23 protein-coding genes and 1 tRNA gene are annotated in these 24590 nt (G+C 62.0%); 11 read left to right on the top strand and 13 right to left on the bottom strand.

What is annotated here, in order from left to right:
* Positions 1-12 precede the first annotated feature (12 nt).
* Both RHM62_RS16330 and RHM62_RS16325 read left to right on the top strand, forming a co-directional pair.
* Entirely contained in the window at positions 13-447 is a 435-nt protein-coding gene (locus RHM62_RS16330; protein WP_322123107.1) for a CHRD domain-containing protein, read from the top strand.
* A 4-nt stretch (positions 448-451) separates the two neighbouring features.
* Complete coding sequence (locus tag RHM62_RS16325; RefSeq protein WP_009666634.1) at positions 452-709, top strand: TIGR03643 family protein; 258 nt, start codon at positions 452-454, stop codon at positions 707-709.
* 86 nt (positions 710-795) lie between these two features.
* On the opposite strand, the gene RHM62_RS16320 is transcribed toward RHM62_RS16325, so the two are convergent.
* The 3 genes from RHM62_RS16320 to RHM62_RS16310 form a co-directional block, all read right to left on the bottom strand.
* On the bottom strand, positions 796-2742 hold the full coding sequence (locus RHM62_RS16320) for a S8 family peptidase (RefSeq protein WP_322123106.1): 1947 nt from the start codon (positions 2740-2742) through the stop codon (positions 796-798).
* A gap of 16 nt (positions 2743-2758) precedes the next feature.
* On the bottom strand, positions 2759-3046 hold the full coding sequence (locus RHM62_RS16315) for a hypothetical protein (protein ID WP_322123105.1): 288 nt from the start codon (positions 3044-3046) through the stop codon (positions 2759-2761).
* A 72-nt stretch (positions 3047-3118) separates the two neighbouring features.
* Entirely contained in the window at positions 3119-4165 is a 1047-nt protein-coding gene (locus RHM62_RS16310; protein ID WP_322123104.1) for a hypothetical protein, read from the bottom strand.
* A 285-nt stretch (positions 4166-4450) separates the two neighbouring features.
* Here RHM62_RS16310 and RHM62_RS16305 point away from each other — a divergent pair, with 285 nt between their 5' ends.
* Positions 4451-5335: a M48 family metalloprotease gene (locus RHM62_RS16305; protein WP_322123103.1), complete on the top strand. Its 885-nt coding sequence runs from the start codon at positions 4451-4453 to the stop codon at positions 5333-5335.
* A 23-nt stretch (positions 5336-5358) separates the two neighbouring features.
* Here the strand turns inward: RHM62_RS16305 and RHM62_RS16300 are convergent, their stop codons facing one another.
* The 4 genes from RHM62_RS16300 to RHM62_RS16285 form a co-directional block, all read right to left on the bottom strand.
* Complete coding sequence (locus RHM62_RS16300) at positions 5359-7341, bottom strand: gamma-glutamyltransferase family protein (RefSeq protein ID WP_322123102.1); 1983 nt, start codon at positions 7339-7341, stop codon at positions 5359-5361.
* A 232-nt stretch (positions 7342-7573) separates the two neighbouring features.
* Complete coding sequence (locus RHM62_RS16295) at positions 7574-8215, bottom strand: DUF4082 domain-containing protein (protein WP_322123101.1); 642 nt, start codon at positions 8213-8215, stop codon at positions 7574-7576.
* Positions 8216-8263: 48 nt separating this feature from the next.
* Positions 8264-10924 carry an ExeM/NucH family extracellular endonuclease gene (locus tag RHM62_RS16290; protein WP_322123100.1) on the bottom strand — a complete coding sequence of 887 codons (2661 nt, stop codon included), beginning with the start codon at positions 10922-10924 and terminating at the stop codon, positions 8264-8266.
* Positions 10925-11089: 165 nt separating this feature from the next.
* The gene (locus RHM62_RS16285) at positions 11090-11791 is read right to left on the bottom strand and encodes an HAD family hydrolase (protein WP_322123099.1); all 702 of its coding nucleotides are present in this window, start codon (positions 11789-11791) and stop codon (positions 11090-11092) included.
* A 193-nt stretch (positions 11792-11984) separates the two neighbouring features.
* On the opposite strand from RHM62_RS16285, the gene RHM62_RS16280 reads away from it, so the two are divergent.
* Together RHM62_RS16280 and RHM62_RS16275 are read left to right on the top strand one after the other, a co-directional pair.
* Positions 11985-12311: a hypothetical protein gene (locus tag RHM62_RS16280; protein ID WP_322123098.1), complete on the top strand. Its 327-nt coding sequence runs from the start codon at positions 11985-11987 to the stop codon at positions 12309-12311.
* Positions 12308-13645, top strand: coding sequence for a sorbosone dehydrogenase family protein (locus RHM62_RS16275; RefSeq protein WP_322123097.1), 1338 nt, complete (start codon positions 12308-12310; stop codon positions 13643-13645). The genes RHM62_RS16280 and RHM62_RS16275 overlap by 4 nt, the downstream gene beginning before the upstream one ends.
* Before the next feature lie 68 nt (positions 13646-13713).
* Here RHM62_RS16275 and RHM62_RS16270 read toward each other — a convergent pair whose 3' ends face one another.
* The 3 genes from RHM62_RS16270 to RHM62_RS16260 form a co-directional block, all read right to left on the bottom strand.
* On the bottom strand, positions 13714-14826 hold the full coding sequence (locus RHM62_RS16270) for an NADH:flavin oxidoreductase/NADH oxidase (RefSeq protein WP_322123096.1): 1113 nt from the start codon (positions 14824-14826) through the stop codon (positions 13714-13716).
* On the bottom strand, positions 14823-15734 hold the full coding sequence (locus RHM62_RS16265) for a D-hexose-6-phosphate mutarotase (protein ID WP_322123095.1): 912 nt from the start codon (positions 15732-15734) through the stop codon (positions 14823-14825). The genes RHM62_RS16270 and RHM62_RS16265 overlap by 4 nt, the downstream gene beginning before the upstream one ends.
* A gap of 63 nt (positions 15735-15797) precedes the next feature.
* Positions 15798-16868, bottom strand: a complete 1071-nt coding sequence (locus RHM62_RS16260; RefSeq protein WP_322123094.1) for a nucleotidyltransferase domain-containing protein — start codon at positions 16866-16868, stop codon at positions 15798-15800.
* On the opposite strand from RHM62_RS16260, the gene RHM62_RS16255 reads away from it, so the two are divergent.
* The 6 genes from RHM62_RS16255 (at position 16867) to RHM62_RS16230 (ending at position 21388) form a co-directional block, all read left to right on the top strand.
* Positions 16867-17007 carry a hypothetical protein gene (locus tag RHM62_RS16255; RefSeq protein WP_322123093.1) on the top strand — a complete coding sequence of 47 codons (141 nt, stop codon included), beginning with the start codon at positions 16867-16869 and terminating at the stop codon, positions 17005-17007. The genes RHM62_RS16260 and RHM62_RS16255 overlap by 2 nt on opposite strands.
* Positions 17008-17117: 110 nt before the next feature.
* A tRNA-Met gene (locus RHM62_RS16250) sits at positions 17118-17194 on the top strand.
* 157 nt (positions 17195-17351) lie between these two features.
* The gene (locus tag RHM62_RS16245; RefSeq protein ID WP_009667609.1) at positions 17352-18062 is read left to right on the top strand and encodes a hypothetical protein; all 711 of its coding nucleotides are present in this window, start codon (positions 17352-17354) and stop codon (positions 18060-18062) included.
* Between the two features lie 29 nt (positions 18063-18091).
* The gene (locus tag RHM62_RS16240; protein WP_009667610.1) at positions 18092-19324 is read left to right on the top strand and encodes a DEAD/DEAH box helicase; all 1233 of its coding nucleotides are present in this window, start codon (positions 18092-18094) and stop codon (positions 19322-19324) included.
* Between the two features lie 7 nt (positions 19325-19331).
* Positions 19332-20237 (top strand): DMT family transporter, encoded by a 906-nt coding sequence (locus RHM62_RS16235; RefSeq protein ID WP_322123092.1) that lies wholly within the window; start codon positions 19332-19334, stop codon positions 20235-20237.
* Between the two features lie 110 nt (positions 20238-20347).
* Positions 20348-21388: a phospholipase A gene (locus RHM62_RS16230; protein ID WP_322123091.1), complete on the top strand. Its 1041-nt coding sequence runs from the start codon at positions 20348-20350 to the stop codon at positions 21386-21388.
* Here the strand turns inward: RHM62_RS16230 and RHM62_RS16225 are convergent.
* Genes RHM62_RS16225 through RHM62_RS16215 form a run of 3 tightly spaced genes read right to left on the bottom strand, consistent with a single transcriptional unit; the run spans position 21385 to position 24566 of the window.
* The gene (locus tag RHM62_RS16225; protein ID WP_416172335.1) at positions 21385-21972 is read right to left on the bottom strand and encodes a cupin domain-containing protein; all 588 of its coding nucleotides are present in this window, start codon (positions 21970-21972) and stop codon (positions 21385-21387) included. The two genes, RHM62_RS16230 and RHM62_RS16225, sit on opposite strands and share 4 nt — an antisense overlap.
* 27 nt (positions 21973-21999) lie before the next feature.
* Entirely contained in the window at positions 22000-23259 is a 1260-nt protein-coding gene (locus tag RHM62_RS16220; protein ID WP_322125430.1) for a M20 family metallo-hydrolase, read from the bottom strand.
* Between the two features lie 26 nt (positions 23260-23285).
* Positions 23286-24566 (bottom strand): amidase, encoded by a 1281-nt coding sequence (locus tag RHM62_RS16215; protein WP_322123089.1) that lies wholly within the window; start codon positions 24564-24566, stop codon positions 23286-23288.
* Between the last annotated feature and the right edge of the window lie 24 nt (positions 24567-24590).

Raw genomic sequence — 24590 nt, 5'->3', positions numbered from 1 at the left:
CAAGGAAAAACCATGAGACAGCATCGCCGCTCCATTCCCGCCCTCGTCATTGCATTCACCGTCCTCGCTGTCACTGGTTGCGCCACTTCTGTCAGCATGCCGATGGGTAGCGCCAAGCTCAATGGCACACAGGAAGTCCCGCCGGTCGCCAGTTCGGCTACCGGTACCGCGATGATCACGGTGACTGCTGACAAAGCCGTCAGCGGGAGCATCAGCACAAGTGGTCTCGAGGGCAAGGCCGCCCACATTCATCAGGCCGCTCCCGGCATGAATGGCGGCGTCGTCATCGGCCTGACCAAAACTGCCGATGGCAGCTGGTCGGTCCCGGCCGGCGCCAAGCTGACCGACGAGCAGTACGCCAGCTACCTGGCCGGTAACCTGTATGTCAATGTCCATACCGCTGCCAATCCGGGTGGTGAAATCCGTGCCCAGCTCAACTCACGTTAAATCGATGCCGACTGCAACGCTGACGCCCGAAGACATCGACCGGATCATTCAGATGGCCTGGGAAGACCGCACTGCCTTCGATACGATCAAGGTGCAGTTCGGCGTGACCGAAGCACAGGTCATCAAGCTGATGCGCAAGCACATGAAACGCTCCAGTTTTACGATGTGGCGCGAGCGCGTGACCGGGCGCAAGACCAAGCATCTGGCCTTGCGCTCCGATGACGTGATGCGCTTCAAGTCGAGCGATCAGAAGGGCTTGTAAGCCGATAGCCGGCAGGATAAAAAAAGTACGCGCAAGCCTGGTGTTGTTCTTGCGCGTACCAAAACATCCCCGCCCATCGCCTTTCTTTACCAGCGTGCCGGCCCCGGTCCGGCAAACCCGTACGGCAATCCCAGTTGCATCCCCCTCAAATACGCCGCATAGCCAGGATCGACACCGCTTGCCATCATTGCCACCAGCGGATTGAAGCCGGCCGTGACCAGCGATTCGCCCTGCGCGATCCGGCGACCGAATACCGGCACGCCGGCAGCTGGTCCGGGCTGCGCCGAAAACGCCTGTTGCGTGTGAACCGGCATGCCGCGCTGCGGCTGCAAACCGACCGCGATCAGCACATCCGGCATGCCGAATCCGGTGCGGGTCTGGTCGCCCAGATTGATCGGTTGCGAACTGGCCTTGATGATCTGGAACAGCCGTTCAACCCGGGCCGGCCCGCGCGTTTTGAAGGCCCCCTGAAAATCCGGATGATGTGCCAGCACCAGCGCTGCCAATCCCGTCACATGCGGTGCCGCCATCGAGGTGCCGTCCCATGCCGCGTAATTGTTTGATGGCACCGACGAGGCAATCGCCACACCCGGCGCGCACACCGCAATCTGCGGTCCGTAACAGGTAAATTTGGGCGAGAAAAACCCGTTCGCATCGACCTGCGGCCCCAGCGTTTGCGTGTGATAACTATCCTGCGGGAACTCGTTGAGCCGACCCAGCGCCGCCACCGCCAGCACGTTCGGTGACGAGGCCGGATACTGCACCGCGCCACCCGAATTGCCCGCCGCGACGATGCAGGCCACACCGGCCAGCTTGGCGCGCTGGATCTGCTGTTCGAGCGCTTCCGACGGTTCGATCCCGCCCAGGCTCAGGTTGACCACGTCGACCTGTTTCTCGATGCAGTACTCAAGCGCATCGATCAACTGGCTGACCTGCCCGCCCGGGAACAGCTTGCAGGCATGGACTTCGGCATCCGGCGCAAAGCCGCGTATCCCGACGGTGCTGCTGGCACCGGCGATCACGCCGGCACAATGCGATCCATGCGACACGGTATCGACACTCCAGCCGCCGGGATCGGTGGTCTTGTTCATGATGTCGAGGCCGAAACGGATTTTTTTCAGATCATCATGACTGGTCGCCGCGCCCGAATCGACGATGCCGACCCGCACGCCCTGGCCGCGGTAGTTGGGTGGGAGTTGATCCAGCCGCATGGCCTTCTGGCCCCAGCCAAAAGTCTGTTCTTGCGGAAAATTTGCCAGCGATGGCCATTCCGACAGCAGGCGCATGCCGACCACGTTCGGTTCGGTCGTGCTGATATCGGGTTCGGCCTGATAGAAGCTCCAGTAATCGGCCTTCGGCTTGATGTACAAACCGCGCAGGGTTTGCGGCGTATCGCCATACAACGCCAGCGTCACGCGGCCGCTGACATCGGACACACCGGAGGCCGGCAGCATGCTGCCAAACAGGTAGACCTCGGCATCCGGTAGCGGCATGTCGTCCTTGCCCAGTACCAGAATCGGGATGTTCAATGCCGGTCCGGCACTGGCCATCGAGCACGTCACCAGTCCCGGCTGGGGGCCGACTTCATGCAGCACCAGCGGATGATCGCGTTCGACAATCAACCGGCCTTGTGCCTGCTGATGCAGGATGCCGGCTTTCTGGTCAGTCATGCGCGCCACCAGCACGCTCGGCACTTCGGCACCCATGCCATCGGCCAGCGCACCCATCACACTTTTCGGGCCGACGGTATCGATCACCTCGATATCGGGACTGGCGCGCAGCGTCTGCTCGATGACATTAAAGGCCAGCGGTTGCAAGCCCATCGCCTGCAATCCGGGCGAGTGGCGCGCAGCGATCAGGAACTGACCCTTGCGCTGCGGGATGCCTTGGCGGACTGTCGGGGCGGGCTGAGTGTTGCTACCGGCCGCGGCAGTGGCAGTGCTTGTTGCATTGGTGCCGGCGCTACTGCCGTTGCCATTGCTGCTATCGGCTGCAGGCGCACCGGAGCTGGGGGTATCGGAATTCTTTGCCATGTTGTCTCTTCCTTTTTTATGACGGATCGTCTGGCCGCCGGCCGGTGTGACCAAACAGCGAGAGCGGTCGATCGGGTTCGATTTTCAACGGACTTGCTTGAGTGAAGCGCTGACCCAGCGCAGTGGCTTTCGCGTTGCTCATGGCGACGACCACCGTATGCGGCTGGCCGGCCGGACCGATCTTGTCGATCAGTGTCAGCTCAGGATCGACACTCGTTTCGTGGATAAAGTTAGCCAGCGCGGCCGGGTCTGTCGAGCGGATGATGTAGTGGCCCGATTCCGCGTGGGAGGGTTGCGATGGCATACGTAAGTCTCCTGAAAAAACCAGACTGCCCGTACCGCGGCAGCCTGGCATGAACGCCGGATCAGTCCGTCATCAATGCATGAACTGTCCGCTGATACCAGCTTGTGGCAGCTGCGTCTGATAGGGCTGCGGATAGCTGCTTTGCTGCTGGGCAGCGAGCTGCGCCAGTTGGGCTTGCTGGGCATAAGCAGCCGCCACCGGATCGGTATTGAACGGCAGCATGCGACCGAGTTGACCGGCAATCCCGCCTATCGTATTGCCCAGTCCGGCATTGCCGAACGCACCGCCGATGGCACCACCCAGCGGTTGTCCGACCTGACCGATCAGGTTGCCGAACCAGCCTTGCGGGGCGAGTTGCTGCTGTTGCTGTTGTTGCTGTTGTTGCTGTTGTTGCTGTTGCTGCAATTGGTGCAGCTGGTGAAGTTGCTGCAGCTGTGCTTGCTGGGCGGCTTGTTGTGCATAAGCGGCAGCGACCGGATCGGCATTGAACGGCAGCATGCGACCGAGCTGACCGGCAATCCCGCCTATCGTATTGCCCAGTCCGGCATTGCCGAATGCCCCGCCGATGGCACCACCCAGCGGTTGTCCGACCTGGCCGATGAGGTTGCCGAACCAGCCTTGCGGGGCGAGTTGCTGTTGTTGCTGCAGTTGCGCTTGCTGGGCGGCTTGTTGTGCATAAGCGGCCGCGACCGGATCAGCATTGAATGGCAGCATGCGACCAAGCTGGCCGGCAATTCCGCCGATGGTATTGCCCAGTCCGGCATTGCCGAATGCGCCACCGATGGCACCACCCAGCGGTTGTCCGACCTGGCCGATCAGGTTGCCGAACCAGCCTTGCGGGGCGAGTTGTTGCTGCTGCGCTTGCTGTGCGGCTTGCTGATAAGCGAGCGCGACCGGATCAGCGCTGAATGGCAGGATAGCTCCACCGAGGCCACCTGCCAGTTGGCCGATTTGTGATCCGAGCTGAGAGTTGCCGAACAGTCCGCCAATGCCCCGGCCGACCAGCCCGCCCAGCGGCGCTCCCAGCAAGCCGCCAAAGAATCCTTGTGGTGCCAGTTGCGACGAATACCCTGCGCCAGCGTTATATCCGGCCGGAAAGTTCTGTTGAAATTCGTTCATGGTGATTGTCCTCAGAGTGTTGTGGTTATCGGGTACAGCCCGCCCGTCGGCATCTCCATACCGGCTCCAAATGGGTTTGTTGAAAGCAGCTGCGAGGTAATCTTCGGTGCGATGTAGCGTTTTTTCAACTGCATTTGAGGCGCGTTTGCGCAGCGTCAAATTGAGGAGTGATCTGCAATGTTTGGTGGAATTTATCGTCGTGGGGGTGCCGTCGTACGTGCATGAACGCTAAGCCTCATACTCCGCGCTGACCATCAATAACAATCCTGCAGGAAACAAACCCGAATGAAAAATCTCACTCGATGGCCGGTGCTGGTCGCTGCGCTTTTTTGCCTGATGCAATCGGCATTGGCCGCCTTGCCGGCAAGCGTCACGGTCGCCGGAGAACGCGGCGTCAAGGTCAGTTGTGGTGGTGTCCACGGACCCGAGATCGTTCAGATTTATGTCCAGTCCGGCACCGCATCGGCCAGCACTGCCGCGCTGGAGCGGCTCAAAGTGATCGGCTGCAAGGTCACGGCAGCGGCGATGCAGGATGACGCCGGTGCCGGCAAGCGCCGCCTGCTGAACCAGATGCCGTTCTATCTGGTCGACCGCACTGCAGGCGGTGGCGCAGAGGAAGATCAGGCCGTGTTTGTCTCCGATCTGGTCGGCACAGCGCGCCATGTTGACGTGGCGCTCAGCGCTTTTGACAAGTACGGCGACGACGAACTGACGGCCTTGCTGTCACATGAAATGAGCCACGCGATCCTGCGGCACGGGATGGGGAATTGGTTGCAGCGATGGCTGGAAGTCCTGCTGCCGTGCGGGTTACTTGCGAGTGCCGCAGCATGGATTGGCTGGCGTATCGGGCGGACCCGGCGCGCAGTCGTCGCGCTGGGGTGCGCGCTGATCGGCGGGATGCTTGGCTATGCCATTGCGCAACCGCTTGGTGAACGCAGCTGCCTGCGTGCCGATGCGGCGCGGGCCCGCGAACTCGAGGCGGACGCTTACGGCGTGCATCTGATGACGCAGCACCTCGGATTCAGTCTTGCGCAGGCCGTTGCTGCCGCTGGCGGCGTCATCCGGAAAACTGCCACGGCCAGTGGCCAGACCGGATGCCGGATGGAGGCAGCCGTGCTGCATCCGCCGGCGGCGGTGCGCCTGGCGGCACTGGCCGGGATGGTGCGCTGAAACGGCGGCTGCGTCTCGCGCACTTAGCGCTTGATCGTATCTCCGAGCACGTTGCCTTCACGACGCGGATCCGCGCCACCGGTCAGGACCTGATTGCCGCCGACGACTTCGCGCACGATGGCACTGAGTCCGCTCGATTGCGCAGCGACATTGACCGTGTGCCCGAGGTCGCGCAAGCCACGTACCAGCGTGTCGTTATCGCCAGCCAGTCCGCCAGCCGGGATACTGGTGTCGATGTTCGGATGCTCGCCGCCGACGATCAGCGTCGCATTGTTGGAGCCGAAATCAACCATCGAGACCGCTTGTTGCGCGTCGAGTTTCCAATCCAGCGCGGCCACCAGCGTTTTCGCCACGTACTGGATGATGGTCGCGCCGCCCGGTGAACCGGTGGCCATGTAAAAGTCGCCCCGCGTGCCGTCGGCATTGCGCTTGAAGACCAGCGTCGGAGCCATCGAACTGCGTGGCCGCTTGCCTGCTTGCAGGCGGTTGGCGACCGCCAGTCCATCAATGGTCGGCGCGGCACTGAAGTCGGTCAGCTGGTTGTTGAGCAGGAAACCATTGGTGAAATGGTAGGAGCCCAGGCCCGATTCGATGGTGGTCGTCATCGATACAACATTGCCGTAGCGGTCGGTCAGCGACAGGTGCGTGGTGCCATGCTCAGCCAGCACCGGTGCAGCCAGCGGTACCGGACCGAGGTCGCCGGCAGCAGCCGGCAGCGGGATTGATGAGCTCATGCTGATCAGGCGCGAGCGCTGCGTCATGTACGGCTTGTTGATCATGCTGTCCCAGCCACCGCCCGGCAGCGCGACGAAGTCGGTGTCGGCGACATACTTGTTGCGATCGGCATAGGCCAGGTTGCCGGCTTCGGCCATCAGGTGCACGCCCGGCACGCTGGGTTTGCCGCCATTGATGTCGAGCGCACTTGGCCCGTAGCGCGACATGTCGAAGTTCTCGATGATGCCGAGGATTTGCGCGACGGCGATGCCGCCCGATGACGGTGGCGGCATGCCGCAGACCTCGAAGTCGCGGTATGACGAACAGACCGGCGTGCGTTTTTTGGCGCGATAGTTGGCCATGTCGGCCAGCGTCGTGACACCGGCCGTGGTGGTGCCGCCATACGTGTTGGCGATTTTTGCGACGATGGCCCGTGCGATCGGACCGTCACCGTAGAACGCGTCGGCACCCTGGCTGGCAATGCTGCCGAAGGTCGCCCCCAGTGCCGGATTCCTGATGAGGGTGTTGACCTTGCGGGCGCTGCCATCGGCATTGAGGAAATACGCCGCCATCTCGGGGTCGCGCTGGATGTTGGCGATGGTGCCGGCACTGCTGATCGACGCGGCCATGCGCGGCGGAATCGGGAAGCCATCGGTGGCCAGTTTGATGGCCGGGTCGAACAAGTCTTTCCAGGGCAGTCGGCCATATTCGTTATGGGCCAGTTCGAGTACCCGCAAGGTGCCTGGCGTGCCGATCGAACGGCCGCTGCGCACGGCGTTCGGGATCGGTGAAGTCTGGTCCGTAGCCGATTTCCATTGCAGATAATTTTCATCAGCCGCCGCCGGTGCCATTTCGCGTCCATCGTAGGAGATGACCTGTTTCGTGGCGGCGTCGTAATACAGGATGAAGGTACCGCCGCCAATGCCCGACGATTGCGGCTCGACCAGGTTGAGCACCATTTGTGCCGCGACGGCCGCATCGATCGCGGTGCCGCCTTGCTTGAGCACATCACAAGCGGCCTTGGTCGAGGTCGGGTTGTTGGTCACGGCCATGTAGGTGTTGGCCTTGACGGCTTTTTTGGGTACGTAGCCGGTGGCGATTTCCGGTGCCCCGGGCGCGCCCGGCAGGATGACGGCTTCGCCGCCGGTGGTGCCGTCGAGCTCGCAGCCGGCCTGTTCTGACAACACAATGTTGTCGCCACCGCAGGCGCTCAACGTGAGGGTGAGGGCGGCGACGATACTGCCGGCAAAAATGCGTCGGACGGACGGGGAGGGCGTGACGGGTTGTCGCATGGGATTCTCCGGTGACACTGAGGAATGTCCGCTGGGCGGGCAGGATGCGCGGCGTGGAAGAGCACGCGGCAAGGGCGGGGAAACAGCTAACCGCCGGCCGGCTACTTGTCGGTATGCTATTTATACCCGATAAGTTGTCAAGTTTGCACGCAGTATTTTCAGTCACGCGGATGGCTGTTGGTGCTCATTGTTGAGGCACCAACAGTACCGTCAGGCAGAGATCCTTCTTTTGCTATCGCGTAGGTCTGCGGCGGCGGACTTGATACATGACGCCCATCAAGCCCAGTCCGGCCAGCAGCAAGCCATAGGTCGATGGCTCGGGTACCGGCGAGACGGCGAGCGACGGTCCCCAGTAACCGTTCAAGGTGTCGTTGCCGGCATCCGGTGTCTGGTCGAACAGCGCTGCCGTGCCGGTCGCCGCCGAATAGACATTACCCAGATAGCTGATGCCGGCAGCGCTGGAAAAATTCACGGCATCATAAAAATAAAAATCGCTGGCACTGCTGCCGACCACCCGGTAGCTGTTGCCGGCGGTGAGTGTCACCGCATCGATCAGGCTGTAGCGGAAGTGACCGCTCAGCGCATCGCCGGCGCTGACGGTGGCAGCAGCCAATCGGGTGCCATCGGCGCTAAACAGCGCGACGTTGTGCGCTGCGCTCGACAATTCGGTATCCCAGAAATAGCCGAGCGCGCTGACTTGCAGGTTCCGGTCGGCGCGAAAGTTGATGCCGAAATTCCAGTTGCCGAAGTCAGTCACAAATTGCGGATCATCGAATTCGAAAGCGGCGGCGGCATGCACCGGGTGGCTGGCGAGGGTCAGGCTGGCCAGCAAGGTAGCAGCCAGCACGAGGTGTTGCAAGGGGTTGCGGATCATGGGGGTGTGCTCGATTCAAAGAGGGAGTGATAGGGGCAGGCGCGCAACTCAGCGGCGACCGAGGCCATCAAAGGTGTCGCTGGCGAAGGCATCCCATTCCAGCGCGATATCCCAGAAGGCCGGTGCATTCGGTGGAATGCTGCCGCCGGTAATGCCGCTCTTGCGGCGCAATGTGCGGTTGAGCGTCGAGGCGGCACCGGCAACCCATTCGGACCCGGGATCAAAGCCGACCTGGCCGATGGCATCAATGACACTGCCGTTTTTTTCCAGCGTGAGCGCATCGTCGCCATTGAAATTGGCGATGCTGCTGCTGGCGATTTTTGTCCCGGCGATGGCCGCCGGATTAGCGAATGCGCCGTGATGCAGCACCAGCGTGGCACCCGCCGCGAGGGTGCCGGTCAGCGGCAAGGTCTGGCTGGCGCTGCCTGCGCCATTCGAAAACAGCTTGATCCGGTACAGCGTCAGGTCGACCGTCGCCGCGGTCGGATTGAACAGTTCGATGGCCTTGTTGTTGCCCGATCCTTCGACATATTCGCTGAAGAACACATCGCTGCCGGTCGATGGTGCCGGCGCGGCACTGACGACTACCGAACCGTCGAGCGCCACGCGCTTGCCGTTGCTGTCGTCGAGCTGCAAGTGCAGGACGAAGGTACCGGCGCTGGCGTACGTGAACGAGGCGGTGGTGGCATTCAAGGCCAGCACCTGCGTGGCGCTGCCGTCGCCGCGGTTGATGCTCAGCGTGCCGCTGGTCGCGCCTTTTGACAGGATCGCGTTGATGTCGTTGACGGTGGTGGCGATACCGGCTTGTCCGACCGTCGGCAAGGTCGCGCTCAAGACCGGTTCGATGATGGCGGCGTCGGCCGTCAGGTTCAGGCCGACCAGCACCGGATCATGGTCCGACGAACGATACGGCGTGACGGCATAGCGGTCATCGGTCTTGAACTCGGTGTTGTAATCGAGCGCGATCGGTTCGTCAGCATTGATGTGCCAGACCGTCACGCCGCTCACTTGCGTGGACAGCTTGCTGCTGGCCAGACCATGGTCGAGCGCACCGCTTTCGCCATTGAAGACGTAGGTGTAGCGGTCGCTGGCGGGCAGGCGCTTGAGCAGGTCTTCGAAGCCGGCTGCCTCGATGGTTTTGATTGGATCTTCATTGAGGTAGGCATTGAAGTCACCGACCATCAGTACATCGGCTTCGCCGGAATTGGCGACCAGCTGGCCGACCCATTTGTTGAGGGCGGTAGCCTGGCGAACGCGCGAGACATTCCAGCATCCCTGACCGTCGTCGCGGTCAACGCTGCTGGCACTGGACGGGCACGAACCTTTGCTTTTCAGATGATTGACGACGAACCAGAAACTACCGTTGTTGTCGATCGCCGCAAAGCGCTGCGCCAGCGGCGGACGCAGCCCGCCATCAACACCAAAGTCCGGATCGGCCGGCACCTGCGGCTGGCCGATCAGGCTGACCCGGGCCGGCTGGTACATCATCGCCACCTTGATCGCATCGGTGCCGGGGGTGCCGCTATTGACCAGCGCGTAGGTATTGGCTCCCTTCTTTGCATTGACCGCCGCGACCAGGTCGGCCAGGCTGATGGTCGCGGTATTTTCGATTTCCATCAAGCCCAGCACATCGGCATCGAGCGCCACGATAGTACTTACCAACTTATCGCGCTGGCGTCGTAGTTCGGTGCTGCTGTTGGCACCCCGCTGGTTGAGTGTCGTGAAGTAGTTCAGCACATTGAGGCTGCCGGCGCGCAGGCTGCCACCGACTGCCGCCGGCGTGGCGGTGCGCGGATTGGCCGGCGTGAAAGTCGGTGCCTGCGTCGGTTCGATGCGCCACGCATCAAAGCCCCAGGTCAGTACGCCACGCACATTGGTGACGGTGTCGCCGACCCGGCGCGTGCCGCTGCTGTCGCTGGCGCTCAGGTACGGAATCGGCGTCGGATTCGAGATCGCTGCGCCGTCGTCGAGCAGAATTTGCGAGCGCGCATTGAGGTCGGCAATCGCGGCGCGGTCGGTCAGCACCGGATGATTGTTTTGCTGGTAAAGGCGACCGTTGGCCGACAGGCGCAGTTCGCCGTAGCGACCTAGCGTGTAGGTATCGGTGACGGTCAGGGGAGCGGTGACCTCGACCAGCATGCCTTCGAGCGCCTCGAGTTCATCCAGGCTGGCGACCGGCAAGGCCAGCTTGCGGGCCTTGATGACCGGGCCGCTGCCGCACAGGTCGACGCGGCTCAGCTGGCTGATCCGGGTGGCGCGTTCGGGGTCGGTGCTGCCGCTCTTGAATTCCTCGACGGTGCCGCTGACCTGCACGTACTGGCCCGTCTTGACCGGCGTGGCCGAGGCCGGTGCGTAGACAAAAATCCCTTCGGAGGTCTTGCCATCCTGGTCCGGTACCGGCTGCTGAATAAAGAATCCGTTGAGCTGATTGGCGGCCTGAAAATCACCTGTGACCACGCCGCGTACGCTGACTTGCTGGCCGGCCAGCGGGCTCAGTTTGCCGGCGCCCTGCACGGCATTGACGCTCTGCAGTGGGTTGGCCGGTGCAGGGCAGGATGGCATCGCACCTGGTCCGGCAGCGTTGACCATCATCGTTGATGCGCTGAGTTGATTGGTCGGTAAAGAGGTGCCGGGATTGCCACCTCCGCAACCGGCGACCAGCGCGGAAAGAGCGAGCAGGACTGCACTGCTACAGGAAAGGAGGCGCATGAGTTATCCATTTATCAAGTAATAAAGTGGGCTCATTCTAGAAAGCGCGCGTGACCTGACGATTACATGACAGGATTTTTTTCGGGCATTTGACTTTGCCGTGCGTGTATTTCGCCAAAAATCGGTTGTCTGTATTTACTTGTAGTTGCTCGTAGTTGCTTGTGATCAGCCGGTCCGGATGATCCCGAGGCCGTGCCGGATGCGCGCGCTGACCTCATCGGGCGAACGCGAAATGACCTCGTCGGGCACGCCGAATTTTTCGGTCAGGCGTTGATGGTCTTCGAAGCCGTACGACACCATGAACGGATGCATGCCGGTGTCGATCGCCGCCAGATAATCGGTGTGCTCGTCACCGCAGGCGTAGGCACGTGCCGGGTTGATCAGGTACTGGTTGCGGATGGCGCGAAACGCGGTCGACTTGGGCTGGCCCAGCGGCACGCAAGCCACGGAATCAAAGGCCTCGATATCGATCTGGTGGCGCGCAAACAGTTTGCCCAGCGTGAGCGCCGGTTCGATCGTGACATTGCGCGTGACCAGGGCGACGCGTAGGCCGGGCGTGGCCAGCACGTCGCGCAGCAGGTCGGCCAGACCGGGATACATCACGGCTTCGTCGCGATACACGTCGGTCAGCGTGGCGCGCAGCAGCTTGCGGTTCTGCTTGCCGAACTGCTTGCGCAGATTGACCGGAAACTCCTTGATGCCACCGAGGTACTTGAGCAGCTTGCGGCGTTTCTGGAAGTTCTCGAGTTTGCCGATGTCCATCCCGTTGGCGGAAAAAGTCCGGTCAATGGCACTGAAGCCATCGATCAGCGTCCCGTCGGCATCGAAAATGATCAGACGCTCATCGTTGGCGTAGTGGGTAAGCATCGTGCGTCCGGTTTCTCGTAAATGGCGGGGTTGCTGCTGCATCATAACTGCCGGATCGTGACAGCTTGATTACTTGTGCGTAACCGGACCGTGACGGCGCGCGGGGAATTCGAGCTCGCTATGTGCGCCATTGAACATACGCCATGGATACGGATGCGTATGCTCGGCGGTACCTAAAAATCAGTGATCAATAATGTTGAGTCACCACCCGTATGACGCGAACAAACTGCTGATCGCTCTCAAGCAGCTTCTGCATGTACACAATGATGTCGAGCTGTCGAAGGCGCTCCATATTTCCGTGGCACTAATCGCGGAAATCCGCGAAGGGCGTCGCCCCGTGGCAGGCACCATCCTGATCCTGATGCGCGAAGCCAGCCAGTTGAGCATCGACGAATTACGCGCGTTGATGGGCGATCCGCGCCGCTCCTGCCGGATGGCCAGCGGGCTGCCCAAGCGTCCCATTCAATGTCCGGCTATCCTGACCCCACCTGTTCCCGTTCCAGAAAGAGAGTTTCCATGACAACCTACCGAACCCTGCCATTGCGTCTTCCGTTGCTGATTGCGCTGCTCTACAGCCCGCTTATCCACGCTGCCGACCTGGCCGTCGATCCCGGCTATGGCCCGAATCCGACGCTGCCGGAGCCAACCAAAAACCTGATTCCGACCGTGAACATCGCCAGTGCCAAAGGCTGGCCGCTGGGTGCCGCACCGACCCCGGCTGCGGGCCTGGCTGTGAATGCTTATGCCACCGGTCTCGATCATCCGCGCTGGTTATACGTGCTGCCAAACGGTGATGTGCTGGTTGCCGAAAGCAACAAGCCCGCCAATACCGACAAGCCGTCCGGGTTCATTGCCACCATCAAGAATTTTTTCATGGGTGTCGTGATGAAGCGTGCCGGTGCCGGCGTGGCCAGTCCGAACCGTATCGTGCTGCTGCGTGACGCCAATGGCGATGGCATCGCCGAAACGCGCTCGGTCTTCCTGTCCGGCCTGAATTCGCCGTTCGGCATGGCGCTGATCGGTAACGACCTGTATGTCGCCAACACCGATGCCGTGATGCGCTTCAAGTACACCAGCGGCGCGACCGAAATCACCGAGCCCGGCATGAAGGTCGCCGACTTGCCTGCCGGTGCGATCAATCATCACTGGACCAAGAACATCCTCGCCAGCCCCGACGGCAAGCTGTTATATGCGACGGTCGGCTCGAACAGCAATGTCGCTGAAAACGGCATCGAGAACGAAGAGCGCCGCGCCGCCATCCTCGAAATCGACCCGGTCAGCGGCAAGTCACGCGTCTTCGCCACCGGCTTGCGCAATCCGAACGGGATGGGCTGGGAGCCGAAAACCGGTGCCCTCTGGACTGCCGTCAACGAGCGCGACGAACTGGGCAATAACCTGGTGCCGGATTACATCACCTCGGTCAAGGATGGCGGCTTTTACGGCTGGCCTTACAGCTACTACGGCCAGCGTGTCGATGTCCGCGTCTCCCCGCAGCGCCCCGACCTGGTCGCCACGGCACTGGTGCCGGACTACGCAATGGGCTCGCATACCGCCTCGCTGGGCCTGACCTTCAACGAGAGCACATTGCTACCGAAAAAATACCTTGGCGGTGCGTTTGTAGGCCAGCACGGTTCATGGAACCGCAAGCCGGCGAGTGGCTACAAGGTGGTCTACGTACCGTTCACTGATGGCAAACCGAACGGCATGCCGCAAGACGTGCTGACCGGTTTCCTGAACGCCGACGGCGAAGCGCTCGGCCGGCCGGTTGGTGTGACGATTGATCGCAAGGGGGCTTTGCTGGTGGCCGATGATGTGGGCAACGCGATCTGGCGGGTCTCGCCGGCGATGCCATAAGGGGACACACCGGCTGGCAGATATTTTCGGTTCGCGCGGGCACGCTTATCACGTGCCCGCGCTGCCGTTTACGCTTCGCCCGGAATCGTACTGGTGAACAGCGCCTTGAGCTGATGCGGCTGAGACCGCCAGTACTGTGGCGCAGCATCAATCGAAGCACCCAGTTCGGCCGCGGCATGCCACGGCCAGCGCGGGTCGTACAGCATGGCGCGGGCCAGTGCGATCATGTCGGCGTCGCCATCGGCGAGGATTTGCTCGGCATGGGCGGCTTCGGTGATCAGGCCGACCGCGATGACCGGCATCTCGGTCTCTTCGCGGATGCGGGCGGCGAACGGCACCTGATAGCCAGGGCTGAGTGGAATCTTTTGCGCGGTCGAGGTGCCACCGCTGGAGACATCGATAAACGCGCAGCCACGTTCATTGAGCGCCGCACAGAACACCACGCTCTGCTCGATATCCCAGCCGCCATCAGCCCAGTCGCTGGCCGAAATACGGACACCCAGCGGAATGCCGGCCGGCACTGCAGCGCGCACGGCGTCGTAAACTTCCAGCGGAAAGCGCATCCGGTTTTCCAGACTGCCGCCGTATTCGTCGCTGCGCTGGTTCGACAGCGGCGACAGGAATTCATGCAGCAGATAACCATGCGCCGCATGCAGCTCCAGTACCTCGATGCCGAGCCGTTCTGCCCGCAGCGCGGTGGCGACGAAGGCATCGCGGATACGCTGCAGACCGGCTGCATCAAGTTCCAGCGGCATCGTGTCGGTGGCAGAAAACGGAATCGCCGACGGTGCCACGGTTTGCCAGCCACCGTGTTCCGTGCTCAGGTTCTTGCCGCCTTCCCACGGTACCGCGCACGATGCCTTGCGACCGGCGTGTGCCAGTTGCATGCCGATCGGGATCGACGAATACCGGCGGATCGCGTTGACTACCAGCGCCAGCGCCGCCTCGGTCTCGTCCGAATACAGGCCCAGATCGGCCGGCGTGATGCGACCGATTGCTTCGACGGCTGCCGCTTCGGTGAACATCAATGCCGCGCCGGACAAGGACAGGCTGCCGAGATGCATCATGTGCCAGTCGGTGGCCTTGCCATCGATGGCCGAGTACTGGCACATCGGCGAAATAACGATGCGGTTTTTCAGGGGCAGGGGACCAAAGGCGTACGGAGAAAACAGGTGACTCATGCAGGTGCTCCTTGTGTTGTTGCAGAAAGCGGGGTGGCACACAGCTGCTGCCGGCCTTGCCATGACTGGCCCGGATGCAGCGTGTGCGGATGATCAATGAGTGCGGCTTCGATGCAGAGAAAATGGCGTTCGTCGTGCGGCATCAGATCGGGCAGGGCGGCGGCCTTGCCGGCCCACGGATTCCAGACCACGACATCTTCGAAGCCGTTCTGGCTAATCGCCAGCGCGCTGTCCGGACCGGTCAGCGTGACCGGCGTGGCGAGCGCCGCGTAGATGCGATCGACTTCCTGTGTGATGGTCAGCACGGTGTCGTCATCGACGACCATGGTGCGCGGCTCGACCGTGCAATCGAGATAAGGCCGGCCGTGCAGGCCCGTGATCCGGGCCGCGTCAACCGGCGTGCGCAAATAGGTATGCAAGGCCGCCGTAAAGTCGAATGGCCGTTCACCGGTGTTGGTGATAATGAGTTCAACACTGAGCTGCAGCCCTGAAAAACGCAGTTGCAGTTCAAGGGCAAACCGGCCGTCAAACTGCGCCGTCGCCGCCGAATCCGTCACGCCCAGGCGCATCAGCCCGGCCTCCGGCGACGCTTCCAGCAGCGTCCACGGTACCGTGCGGACCACGCCATGTTTGGGCAAAGCCCCCATCCCCGAAAATTGCGGAAAGACCACCGGGATGCCGCCGCGTATCGAGGCGATGCCGGCGCTGACCTCATCCCAGCGCGTGCGCTCGCTCAGGAACAGGCGCTCGATGCCATCGGCGCTGCGCCATGCACACAGGTGGCCGCCATGCAGCGAGACAGCGATACGCGCGCCGTCGGGAGCGTCCAGTGTGGTCAGGCGGGAGGGCAGGTCAGGGGTGGCGGGGAGGGTCATTGATGAGGGGGGCGAATGTGGACGAGCGGGCATGATGCCAGTTTTCGGAGTGCGTTGCGTGGGCCAACGCGCTCCGGACAGTGTGGCGTCAGGCCGCTATTCTTTTTGTTTGAAGGCTTCAGGCAAGTCTTCGTGATCTTCCCGGCCAATAAATGGCTGTCGCAGTTCATCGACCAGTCCTCGCATTTCGGCGGGAAAAATGCGCTGTGAGTCGTGGTCGAATGGCAGGTGGGTGAACTGCGTTTCGATAAGTTCTGTAACGGCAAAAGCCTGTCGGTTGTCACGCTCTTTTTTTGCCGGATCCCGCTCTGGCTGGCGACTCAAAAACAATTTATAAATGGCAAAGGCGCGCGGGTCAGGCGCGATGATTGGTACGGGAAAGCCATCCTCGCCAATGGCGGTGGCGTCAAATTTCGGGCTTGCCAGCATCCACTTTAAATTGATTATTTCCGAGGCTGACAGGGCATCGTATTCGGCAAGTTTTGATGCCTCTGCTCTCCAGGGGGGGCTAGGTGCAGCTTTGACCAGATCGATCATGAAGCCGCTGCTATTGACGGCACTGAACGTATTTGCGTGGGTTGCCTGAAAGCTTTTATCAACGGACTGCAGAACAGCGAGCAAGCCGCCGTCGCGCACCTCTGGTCCAGCCAATCTTAGGGTCGTCCTGGCATCCCACAAGAGATCGCAATCCGTGGTTGCCGTGAGGCCGGTATCGAGCAGGCATCCGGCAGCGGCTTCATAGGCATAGACGGCGTTCGTGCCGATGACCACGAGATTGCGTCCGAGGACGTCTTGCTCATCAAGTTTGCGAAGAATGTTGGCGGTAATTCGGGGCACCCTATTAATTTTTCCCGCCCGTGCGCCACCGGCAAGGATGGACAGCGATGCCGTCAACTCCTTGAGTCGCATTTTTTCCCGGACTTTTCCGTCATGAAATTTTGCATAGATTTCTTCGGTAGCCGGTGATCTCGGGCCCAGGCTGCGCGCCCCCCCGGTGCGGTTTGTCACGCGGTAAAGATAGTCTTTTCCGCCTATGTTTTTCCAGCCCATGCCTCCTGCGTACGAGGCACGGTAATGGGCCGTGAGCTGACGCCAGCTTTGGTATGTCTGACTGATATCGATTTGCTGTTTGGATTGCAAGTCGGAAAGCTTCGAGGAATATTCCATGAATTATCTTTCAAATGACGGTTTTCCGATTTTGAAAGATAAACTATCGCGAGGCAAGTGCCACAGCAAGGCGATCGACGAGTACGCCGGCTTTTTGGCTAGTGGTTCCTGGCCAGGACTATTGATCGGGCCGCGCTAACGGTTGCAGGAAACGGCGTTAGCCCCTGCCATCTGATGGGCGCATCAGGGACTAATTTCCGAAACCATGCTGGTATTGAGGATGACCTGTGCTATTGTCTTGGACTCAGACGCGGGGTGGAGCAGTCTGGCAGCTCGTCGGGCTCATAACCCGAAGGTCACAGGTTCAAATCCTGTCCCCGCAACCAAATACGAAAGCCCGAACTTGTAACGAGTTCGGGCTTTTCCGTTTTTCAGGACACAATTAAATTGTGTCCGATTCATTTGGTTCTACGGTGATTTCTTTTGCACGCCGTTCATCGGGTACGATAAGTGTCCCTGCCATCATCAATCGCCCCACTGATCATGAATCCAATTTCCGCACTCAAGCCCAACACTCTGCTCAAGACGCTCAATACCTACATCGTCGAAGACCTGTCGAACGCCGACACCGTCACGACCTCGGCGATCGCTGCCTCCCTGCTGGCCGATCTGGCTGTGCCGGTGCTGCAGATGCTGGCCAGCGCCGGTGCGAATGCCGATGAGGTCGCGGTCGAATTTTTCCCGGACAAGGACGAGCCCGGCACACCCGGCACGATGTTCTTCTGGCACGGCACCCGCTCGCTCGAGGACAACGCCTGGGAAGATGCCCATCGCGCCGAATACTCGTTGCGCATGGCGGCTTTCCTGCCCGAGCGCGATGACGACGGCGCGGTCTATCCGGCCGGCTTCACGCTGACCCTGAAGCTCGAAGCCAGTGCCTGCGAGCTGATCGAAAAAATGCCGGCCGGCGTGTTCGAGCTGATCGAATCCGAGTTCAAGGGTGCGCCGCTGCCCTCCGGTTTCGAGTTCCTCGACGACAGCGAACATGTGCCGGTACTGCCCAACATGCGACGCCAGTTCATCAAGGCGATTTCGCGCGCGCATGCCGCCAGCAACAAGCGCCGCGGCAATCGTTTCGAAGCCGTCATGCTGCATTACATCTGGGACCGGATCGAACCGGAGCAGCATTTCGATGCCGTGCTCGCGGCCCTCACGAAGTTGTTTGTCGCCTTGCACCAGCAGGCGCAGCGCTAATTTTTCTGTTTTTCTTGCATCGGTAATCCATGACATTTTCCAAGCTCGGCCTGATCGACCAGTTGCAGCGCAACCTCGACACTCTCGGCTACAGCACACCCACCCCGGTGCAGGCGCAAGCCATCCCCGCCGTGCTCGCCGGTCGCGACCTGATGGCCGCGGCCCAGACTGGCACCGGCAAGACCGCCGGCTTTGCGCTGCCGCTACTGCAGCGCCTGACGATGGAGGGCCCGCAGGTCAGCAGCAATTGCGTGCGCGTGCTGGTACTGGTGCCGACCCGCGAACTGGCCGAACAAGTCCATCAGGCCTTCGGTGAATACGGCGCCTCGCTGCCGCTGCGCACGCATGTCGCGTACGGCGGTGTCAGCATCAATCCGCAAATGATGAAGCTGCGCAAAGGCCTCGATGTGCTGGTCGCGACGCCGGGCCGGTTGCTCGATTTGTACCGCCAGAACGCCGTCAAGTTCGAGCAATTGCAAACGCTGGTACTCGATGAAGCCGACCGCATGCTTGACCTCGGTTTTTCGCGCGAGCTCGATGAAGTGTTTGCCGCGCTGCCCAAAAAGCGCCAGACCCTGCTGTTCTCGGCCACTTTTTCCGACGAGATCCGGGCCCTGTCGACGACGCTGCTGGATAACCCGGTGCGTATCGAAATCAGCCCGCGCAACACCCCCGTCAAGACCATCAAGCAATGGGCCATCCCGGTCGACAAGAAGCGTAAGCCCGAACTGTTCCTGCATTTGCTGAAGAAGCATCGCTGGGGCCAGGTGCTGGTGTTCGTCAAGACCCGGCGCGGAGTCGACGAGCTGGTCGACATCCTGCTGGCGCAAGGCATCCGTGCCGACGCGATCCACGGCGACAAGCCGCAGCCGGCGCGCTTGCGGGCGCTCGAAGGCTTCAAGTCGCGTGACGTGCAAATCCTGGTCGCCACCGATGTCGCCGCGCGCGGACTCGATATCGATGACTTGCCGCAGGTGGTCAATTTCGATTTGCCGATCGTGGCCGAGGACTACATCCACCGGATCGGCCGCACCGGTCGCGCCGGTGCATCCGGCATGGCGGTCTCGCTGTTATGCGCCGACGAAGCGCCACTGCTGGCCGCGATCGAAATGCTGACCGGGCAAAATCTGCAGCGTAATGCCGAGCAAGGTTTCGAACCGGATCACCGCGTGCCGGAGACGAATGCCAGCGGGCAGGTGGTCAAGAAACCGAAGAAGCCGAAGCTGAAGGCGGGGGCGTTTCGAGTCCCATCCGGTCGTTGACCGGCCGATGAATTCTTCAGCGAACAAGCTCGCCGCCTGTACCTGCCTCGCCCTCAGCATGGCCCTGGTCGGCAGCTATGTCGCCCTGACCAAACCACTGGCGCTGGTCTTTCCGGTGTTTCTGCTGGCGTGGCTGCGCTTCGGCATCGGCGGGCTGGCGATGTTGACCTGGCTGAAAAAGCCGGCGATGGAGTTGCCGCTGAGCCGGCCGATGCGCCGGCTGGTCTTCCTCGAATCGTTCTTCGGTAATTTTTTGTTCACGCTGTGCATGATCACCGGCGTGAGCATGACCAGCGCGGTCTCTGCCGGCGTGATCCTGTCGGCGATTCCGGCGGTGGTGGCGCTGATGAGCTGGATCTTCCTGAAGGAACGCATCGGCTTGCGCATCTGGGCGGCGGTGGCTTGCGGTGCGCTCGGCATCGGCATCCTGGCGCTATCGAAATCGCCGGCGCAGGACGTCGCGCACCAGAATGCCTGGCTGGGCAACCTGCTGGTGTTTGGTGCGGTGCTGTGCGAAGCAGCGTACGCAGTCATCGGCAAGCAGCTCACGACCGTGCTCAGCCCGAAGCGCATCAGCGCCGTCATCAACCTGTGGGGCTTTGTGTTGATGACGCCGATGGGCATCGTCGCTGCGTGGCAGTTCGACTTCGCACCGGTGACGGTATCGATGTGGTCGCTGCTAGTGTTTTACGGACTGGCGTCGAGTGTCTGGTCGGTCTGGTTGTGGATGACCGGGCTGAAATCAATCCCGGCGTCGCAAGCCGGAATCTTCACGGTGCTGCTGCCGGTGAGTGCCGCGCTGGTCGGCGTGCTCGTGCTCGGCGAGCGCCTGGGCGGGGTGCAATTGCTGGCGTTCGCGCTGGCGCTGGCGGGTGTGCTGCTGGCAACGCTGCCGGCACGGCGGCGCCGCTGATTTGTGTCGATTGCACTGGTCAGTATATTTAAATGACGACAGGTAGTTGTCATGAGAACATGCGAAAATCCGACACGTTTTCCACCCACGCATTTCTTCAGGAATCAGACATGAGCTCGCTTTTCCGTTTTGCCGTGCCGATGCTGGCCGTATTGTCTCCGTTGGCAGCGCATGCTGCAAAGCTTGAACTCAGCACGCTGGCTATCTGCGCCGAACTGGCCGATGCCGACAAGCGCCTGGCCTGCTACGACCGCCTCGCGGCACCGGCGATGAAGCTGATGTACCCGATCGAACCGGCGACTCCCGCACCGACGCCGGCATTGCTCAATCCAGACGAACCCGCCACCCGCGAAACCTCGGTCCTGGCGCAGGAATGGGAACTGGCCGACAACCTCAAGCGTGGCACCACCAACTTCCGTTCGTATCGTTCGAATTATCTGCTGCTGGCCAATTACAGCGGTGCGCCGAACTACGCGCCATTTCGCGCGGCGGCCGGCGAGGCGGGTCTCGAGGGCATGCGCATCAAGCATGCGGAGCTGACGTTTCAGCTCGGTTTCAAGATGAAACTGGTCGAGCAGGTCGCCGGCAGCCCGTTTGATTTATGGTTCGGCTACACGCAGCAGAGTTACTGGCAAGCCTTCAATAAGTCGGCCTCGAGCCCGTTCCGCGAGACCAACTACCAGCCTGAAATCATGGCCGTGGTGCCAGTCAATTTCCGCCTGCCCGGCATCACGGCGCGCATGCTTAACTTCGGTCTGGTGCATCAGTCCAACGGTCAATCGGGCACGCTGTCACGTAGCTGGAACCGGTTGTACGCCCAGATCGGACTCGAAGAAGGCGGCTTCACTTTGCTGGCGCGGGTCTGGAAACGGCTCGATGGCGGTGGTTCGAATGACGATAATCCGGACATCCTGGCTTACATGGGACATGGCGACGTGCAAGCCAGCTACCGCCAGGGCGGGCATGAATTCTCCGCGACGATGCGGCAAAACTTCAGCACCGACCGCGGTGCCGTGCAGCTTGGCTGGGCGTTTCCACTGACGCGGAATCTGAAGGGTTATGTTCAGGGCTTTACCGGTTATGGCCAGACGCTGATTGATTACAACTACTCGCACAAGAGTGTGGGGGCGGGCGTAACCGTCGACTTCTAAAACGTCGCCGGCGAATTCACCCACAACACCCGCGCGACATTATTCCCGGTGTTGCGATACCCGTGCGGCACATGGCTCGGAAACGCAAACGCGTCGCCGGGACCGAGCTCGTAGCGGGTCTCCCCCAGCGTCAGTTCGAGCGTCCCCTCGAGCACGTAGCCGACTTCCTCTCCGCTATGTTCGATCAGGCCATCGCTGCCTTCTCCGGGCAACACCACATGGATATTGGCCTGCAATAGCCCACCCCGTTTTGGCAGCACCAGCCGCTCCAGCGCGATGCCGCCGGCCTTCAGTACCGGACGTTCGTCATGCCGGATGATCGGGCTGTCGGGTGGTCCGTCTTCGCTGGTGAGGATGCCGATGTTGGTGTCGAGCGCCACTGCCAGCCGGTGCAGCATGGTCAGTGACGGGCTTGCGAGACTGCGTTCGATTTTTGAAATCAGGCTTTCCGAACAGCTGGCTTTTTGCGCCAGCTGCAACAGCGTCAGGCCTGCGACCAGCCGGGCATGGCGCAGTCGTAATCCCAGCGTGGCGGGCGTTGCGGTGGTGCTGCCGGGTGCTATCCCCAGCACCCGTTTGCGCAAAGTAGTCAATGCATCCTCTCGAGAAAATTACCGGCTGGCCAGCGCCGTCACTGCATACGCCAGCGCCTGCACGCCCAGCAACAGGTCATGCGGATCGGTGGCTTCGGCGGCATTGTGGCTGATGCCGCCTTTGCTCGGCACAAAAATCATCGCGGTCGGACAATGCCCGGCCAGATACATCGCGTCGTGGAACGCACCCGATGTCAGCCGCAGCGGCGCGGCGTTGCCGGCGCGCGTGCAACCCTGTTCGATCAGGCCCAGCATCGACTCCGGAAAATGCGTAGGCGCACGCAAAAAAATCCGTTCGACCGTGATGCTGCCGCGCCAGACCGCGTTCTGCAACAGCGCGCGCAGCGCGTGCTCGAAACGTTCCAGTACTGCGTCATCACCACAGCGCATGTCGACGCTGAACGTGACCTTGCCGGGGATGGTGTTGATCGAGTTCGGACTGACCTGCCAGCGGCCCAGCGTCAGGCGCAACTGATGCGCCGATTCGCGCGCGGCCTGCTGGTACAGCTGTTGTGCGACCCCTACTGCAGCGGCCATCGCATCGCCCCGTTCATCCATCGGCGTGGTGCCGGCATGTGCTGCCATGCCGGTACAGGTGACCGTGAACCAGCGCACCGCCTGGATGCCGGTGACCACGCCGAGCGCGATGCCGGCGCGTTCCAGCACCGGTCCCTGTTCGATATGCAGTTCGATGCAGGCCGCCAGCGGCAGCGGCATCGGGCGGCGCGGCAGATCGGCCACTTCGGCCAGCGCGTTGTCGAGCGCATCGCCGAAGAAGATGCCGTCGCTATCGCGCGCCGTCCGGTAGCCCGGTAGCCGCGACGGATCGACATGCGCGCTCGAGCCCATCGCACCGGGGCCGAAGCGGCTGCCTTCTTCGTTGGTCCAGGCCACCACGTCGATCGCGCGCAAGGTCGTGATGCCGGCATCATTGAGCGCGGCGATGACTTCGAGTCCGGCCAGCACGCCATACGCACCGTCGAGCTTGCCGCCGACCGGCTGGGTGTCGCCATGGCTGCCGGTCAGTACTGCGGGCAGTTCGGGATGGCTACCCGCGCGCCGGAAAAAAAGATTGGCGCATGCGTCGACCGAGATCTCGCAACCAAGCGCGCGGGCCTGGTCGATCAGATAGCGGCGCGACGCCAGGTCGATGGCAGTGAGGGTTTCGCGCGCGACACCGCCATCAGTGCGACCGCCGAAGTGGGCCAGGGCGGCGATGGCGTTTTGCAGCCTGTCGTTGTTGACGTGGTCTTGTGCCTGTTCGGCAGCAGGGTGCATCACATTCAATGGGTTCTCCGGTAAGTTCATGACAGCTGGCGTTCGAGTTCACGTGCTGCCGCGATGGTCCGGGCGTCACCCCGGCGCGGGCCGATCAGGGTTACGCCGATGGGCATGCCGGTGCTGCCGGTGCCGGTCGGCACATGCACGCACGGATTGCCGAGCAGGGTCCACAGGCGATTGAATACGGGGTCGCCGGTGGCCGCAATGCCGGCCGGTGCTTCGCCTTCGGTGCTCGGTGCCAGCACGATATCTACATGGTTGAACAGCGCATCGACCGCCAGTCGTGCGTTGGCCGCCAGCGCTTGCGCAGCAAAAAAACGGGCACCATCTACGGCCAGTCCGGACGCCAGCAAGTGCTTGAAGGCATCGCTCAGGCCGGCCGCGCCAGTCAGTAATTCCGGTGCAAAGGCGGCGCTGGCTTCGTAGCCCATGATGTCGATTTGTGCGGCGGTCAGGCCGTTGCAGGCTGCCGGCAGAACCAGGTCGGTGAGCACGGCACCGGCCTGTTCGAGCAGGCGGGCGGCCTGCGCAAGTGCGGCGCGGGAGTCATCACCGGCGCGGTCCCAGTGCGGTGTATGGCAGATACCGACACGCAGCCGCCCATGCGCGACGACGTGCAGTGGCAAGCGCGCCAGCACGCCGACAAAGAAGGCCGCATCGTCGACGCTGCGCGCCAGCACGCCGACCGTATCAAGGCTGGGCGAGAGCGGCTTGATGCCGGCCAGCGGCAAGGTGCCGTGGGTCGGTTTGTAGCCGACGATGCCGCAATACGCGGCCGGCCGGATGATCGATCCGGCGGTCTGCGAACCGAACGCCAGCGGTACCATGCCGGCAGCAACGGCGGCTGCCGAGCCGCTCGACGAGCCACCCGGCGTGTGCGGTTGATCGACCGGCGCACGCGGATTGCAGGTCGGCCCCGGCTGGAACGTGGCGAACTCGGTGGTGACGGTTTTGCCCATCACGATCGCACCTTCGATCCGGCTCATCGCGACCACGGCGGCGTCGGTGCCCGGACGATGGCCGGCGTAGAGCGACGAGCCGTAGGTGCTCGGCATGTCGGCCGTATCCATCAAGTCCTTGACCCCGATCGGCAAGCCGTGCAGCGCGCCGACGGTAGTGCCGGCGTCGAGCGCGCGGGCTTGCTGCAGCGCCAGCGCCGGATCGAAAAATTGCCACGCGCGGATGCGCGTGTCGCCGGCCAGGATGCGCTCGGTGCAGGCGCGTACCACGGCTTCGGCAGTGATCTCGCGCTGGCTGATGCGGCGCACCAGTTCGCGGGCGGGGAGGGTGAGGATGTTGTTCATCGGGGTTTCCGCCTTTGACTGTGA

Source organism: Actimicrobium sp. CCC2.4, assembly GCF_034347385.1.
Classification (GTDB): Bacteria; Pseudomonadota; Gammaproteobacteria; order Burkholderiales; family Burkholderiaceae_D; genus Actimicrobium.
Note: the sequence above shows the minus strand (reverse complement) of the source record. Positions and strands in the feature narration are given on the sequence as shown.

Excerpts from the sequence above, each read along its gene's own strand:
- RHM62_RS16330 (WP_322123107.1), top strand. The coding sequence starts at position 13 with ATGAGACAGCATCGCCGCTCCATTCCCGCCCTCGTCATTGCATTCACC.
- RHM62_RS16325 (WP_009666634.1), top strand. The coding sequence starts at position 452 with ATGCCGACTGCAACGCTGACGCCCGAAGACATCGACCGGATCATTCAG.
- RHM62_RS16320 (WP_322123106.1), bottom strand. The coding sequence starts at position 2,742 with ATGGCAAAGAATTCCGATACCCCCAGCTCCGGTGCGCCTGCAGCCGAT.
- RHM62_RS16315 (WP_322123105.1), bottom strand. The coding sequence starts at position 3,046 with ATGCCATCGCAACCCTCCCACGCGGAATCGGGCCACTACATCATCCGC.
- RHM62_RS16310 (WP_322123104.1), bottom strand. The coding sequence starts at position 4,165 with ATGAACGAATTTCAACAGAACTTTCCGGCCGGATATAACGCTGGCGCA.
- RHM62_RS16305 (WP_322123103.1), top strand. The coding sequence starts at position 4,451 with ATGAAAAATCTCACTCGATGGCCGGTGCTGGTCGCTGCGCTTTTTTGC.
- RHM62_RS16300 (WP_322123102.1), bottom strand. The coding sequence starts at position 7,341 with ATGCGACAACCCGTCACGCCCTCCCCGTCCGTCCGACGCATTTTTGCC.
- RHM62_RS16295 (WP_322123101.1), bottom strand. The coding sequence starts at position 8,215 with ATGATCCGCAACCCCTTGCAACACCTCGTGCTGGCTGCTACCTTGCTG.
- RHM62_RS16290 (WP_322123100.1), bottom strand. The coding sequence starts at position 10,924 with ATGCGCCTCCTTTCCTGTAGCAGTGCAGTCCTGCTCGCTCTTTCCGCG.
- RHM62_RS16285 (WP_322123099.1), bottom strand. The coding sequence starts at position 11,791 with ATGCTTACCCACTACGCCAACGATGAGCGTCTGATCATTTTCGATGCC.
- RHM62_RS16280 (WP_322123098.1), top strand. The coding sequence starts at position 11,985 with ATGTTGAGTCACCACCCGTATGACGCGAACAAACTGCTGATCGCTCTC.
- RHM62_RS16275 (WP_322123097.1), top strand. The coding sequence starts at position 12,308 with ATGACAACCTACCGAACCCTGCCATTGCGTCTTCCGTTGCTGATTGCG.
- RHM62_RS16270 (WP_322123096.1), bottom strand. The coding sequence starts at position 14,826 with ATGAGTCACCTGTTTTCTCCGTACGCCTTTGGTCCCCTGCCCCTGAAA.
- RHM62_RS16265 (WP_322123095.1), bottom strand. The coding sequence starts at position 15,734 with ATGCCCGCTCGTCCACATTCGCCCCCCTCATCAATGACCCTCCCCGCC.
- RHM62_RS16255 (WP_322123093.1), top strand. The coding sequence starts at position 16,867 with ATGAATTATCTTTCAAATGACGGTTTTCCGATTTTGAAAGATAAACTA.
- RHM62_RS16260 (WP_322123094.1), bottom strand. The coding sequence starts at position 16,868 with ATGGAATATTCCTCGAAGCTTTCCGACTTGCAATCCAAACAGCAAATC.
- RHM62_RS16245 (WP_009667609.1), top strand. The coding sequence starts at position 17,352 with ATGAATCCAATTTCCGCACTCAAGCCCAACACTCTGCTCAAGACGCTC.
- RHM62_RS16240 (WP_009667610.1), top strand. The coding sequence starts at position 18,092 with ATGACATTTTCCAAGCTCGGCCTGATCGACCAGTTGCAGCGCAACCTC.
- RHM62_RS16235 (WP_322123092.1), top strand. The coding sequence starts at position 19,332 with ATGAATTCTTCAGCGAACAAGCTCGCCGCCTGTACCTGCCTCGCCCTC.
- RHM62_RS16230 (WP_322123091.1), top strand. The coding sequence starts at position 20,348 with ATGAGCTCGCTTTTCCGTTTTGCCGTGCCGATGCTGGCCGTATTGTCT.
- RHM62_RS16220 (WP_322125430.1), bottom strand. The coding sequence starts at position 23,259 with ATGCACCCTGCTGCCGAACAGGCACAAGACCACGTCAACAACGACAGG.
- RHM62_RS16215 (WP_322123089.1), bottom strand. The coding sequence starts at position 24,566 with ATGAACAACATCCTCACCCTCCCCGCCCGCGAACTGGTGCGCCGCATC.